This is a genomic window from Streptomyces sp. NPDC037288, assembly GCF_055603265.1.
Genome location: NZ_JBVJVY010000182.1, coordinates 1 through 2,492 on the forward strand (window position 1 = coordinate 1; position 2,492 = coordinate 2,492).

Annotated in this window: 2 protein-coding genes; one reads left to right on the forward strand and one right to left on the reverse strand. The window is 64.9% G+C overall.

Annotation, left to right across the window (positions count from 1 at the left end):
- Window positions 1-225: 225 nt before the first annotated feature.
- The gene (locus ACZ7GZ_RS43010; RefSeq protein ID WP_471033281.1) at window positions 226-891 is read right to left on the reverse strand and encodes a hypothetical protein; all 666 of its coding nucleotides are present in this window, start codon (window positions 889-891) and stop codon (window positions 226-228) included.
- A 702-nt stretch (window positions 892-1,593) separates the two neighbouring features.
- Between ACZ7GZ_RS43010 and ACZ7GZ_RS43015 the strand changes: the two genes are divergently transcribed.
- Complete coding sequence (locus ACZ7GZ_RS43015) at window positions 1,594-1,803, forward strand: hypothetical protein (protein WP_471033280.1); 210 nt, start codon at window positions 1,594-1,596, stop codon at window positions 1,801-1,803.
- Window positions 1,804-2,492 lie beyond the last annotated feature (689 nt).

Here is a 2,492-nt window from a genome sequence, read left to right on the forward strand (position 1 = left end):
GGAATCACCACGCCAACGACGAGGGGCCCTGCCTCGTCACCACCCCCGCTGACCAGCCCATTTCACCCTCCAGCACAGGATGAAAGAGGTTCACTCAGTGCAATAAAGAAAGCTGGACCTCATAAGCACACAAAAATACTCTGCCCGACAGCGGAGACCGGTGGTCTCCGACTCTCTCACCGATCTCCGCCTGAAGGGCCCAGCTATACCGTCGCGTTGTCGCATTTAATGCTTCCTGGCCCGGTGTGCGGGCCGGTGGGTACGAGTGGTTGATCCGTATTTTGAGCAGCGGCTCGAACGGGTGGACCGCTTGCCATGATGAGCGCGGCCACCGTTGGCCTTCACCGCGCGATCGGTCCGGGGCTGCGCCCGAACCTTACTCGAAGGCGCAATATTAGTACTGGCCGATGAGACGTTGTTTGAGAGGTCCGGATCAGATTCGTTACCATTGACGGCGACGGAGTCAGTAAACCTCTCACCCTGGGGTCCGGCGACACCAGTAACGGTGATAGCAGTGCTATGACCCTTTTCCAGCGAGCTGCCATGACACGTGAGCGTCCTACCCGTGATGGAGCAATCCGGGGTGCTAGTCCGGGGCCTCACCAGCGCCTTCGGGAGGGATGGATCTTTAACAGTCCACCCTGAAGACGTGTCAGGCCCAAAATTCGCCACCACGATCTTGTATTCAACGGGATCACCCTGCCGCGCAAAAGCAGGACCATTCTCGGCGATGGCCAGGTCCACCGGTGCGCAAGTTGAGGAGCCCGTGGGAGGAGGCCCGGCAACCCGATCGGGACCATCGCAGGAATTCACTGCTGCTGTGGCCTGCGGGGCTCCCCACAGAACCAGAGAACCTACGGCGATACCAGCAGCCGTAAGAACGGCTGCCATCCTATGCCCCGAGAGAGTCAACAACTGCTTACTCACGCTCTACCGCTCCTTGGAGGTGGGCCCTTTCCTTAAGAAAGGGTTTCCCCTATAAGACCCGCACACGCCACCTGCATGACGCGTGGGACTCTCCCGACCGACTACTCGGGCATCCCTGATGTGACGAAGGAAATCAGCTTGATCAAGAGAAAGGCGGCCGGTGAGGGCCGCGAGGCCTGCACGGTTGTCTGCCGACAGGGAACGAACGGCATGACGGTCTCATACGGGGGCGGCACAGGGCATCGGTGGTATCGGGTTTGGCGGCCCAGGACATGCTGGCAGTTCCGCCGAGTGAGCTGCGAAGCGAACTGCCGGTGCGCATACGGCCAGGGCCTGGTGTCACAGCGGGCCTGCGGGACCTGGCCCACTTGGCTCGCCGCTGCTGGTGAATCTGTAGAGGCCGCCACTGCTGGCCGCCCTGCGGGAGGGCACGGACAAGGTGTCCGCGCTGCGCAAGAAGGGCATCGGGCCGGCCTCCTGGACGCTGCACTGGTTCCGCCATAGCCACGCGACCGCGCTTCTGCTGGCCGGGACGCCGGAGTCTCCCGCCGCCTGGACACGCACATGTCCAGACCACACTCGACCTGTATGGCTGGGTTCGCGAGGACGAGGCGCTGCGGGCCGCGGCGAACTAGAAGTCATACATCTCCTCCTGGCAGGTCGACGATGGCCGGTGAACAGCGGCATCTGCACGCTCTGGGCGACCAGGACCCGATCTGGCACCTGTGGTCGACGCTGCCCCATACCCTGGAAGGGCCCGTCATCGGCGACGACGTCGACGAATGGGACAGGATCGAGAACGGTGACCGCCGGATCGACTTGCGCCACGAAGCTGAGGTGTGTCTCCGTGCGCCGGTGACGCTCCGTCACGGGTAGTGGCGTCGGAGCGGGCCATGAGGATGACGCGGTGGCGGAGGAGCGGAGCCCCCGGCGCGTCCGGCTGTGATCCGCTTCTGGGCTTCAGGTCGGTGATGCGGCCTTCGTTGACGCCGGAGTTGAACGGGGTGGTGGGGCCCTGGACGACTGCGGGCTGGTCTTCGCGGATGGCTTTGGCCAGGCTGGCCAGGGCCGGGATGCCGGCAGCCGTGAGTTGCCCGAGCCAGTCCGGTAGCGGGGCGGCGTCGCGGGCGTATTTGCGCACGGTGCGCCGGTTCAAGCCAGCTCGCGGGCTGCGGCGTTGAGTGAGAGACCGGTGTCGGTCACCGCGTGCACCGCACCGAACAGCCGCTCGCGTGGCGGCGGGCTAGGGTGTCGGCATGGTCGGACGGTCCCGCCGGGTTCGCTGGTGGCGGTGCCGGTTCGGGCTCGGGTACTGCGGCGGGTAGGCAGCCGCGGTGGGCGGCGACGATATCCACGATCCGCTTCGACAGCCCCTTGCCACAGGTGGAAGCGGTCGCTGACCTGCACCGCGCCCGGGGCGCCGTCGCTGATGCCTTGGCGGTAGACCAGCGAGCCGTCCCGGCAGACCACGAGGCTTTTCAATTTGGCCACCGATCGGGTGACGAGGCCGGTCGAGTAACGGGCGAGGCCCTCGGACTGTTGAGCGAGATGTCTGAAGTCTCAAC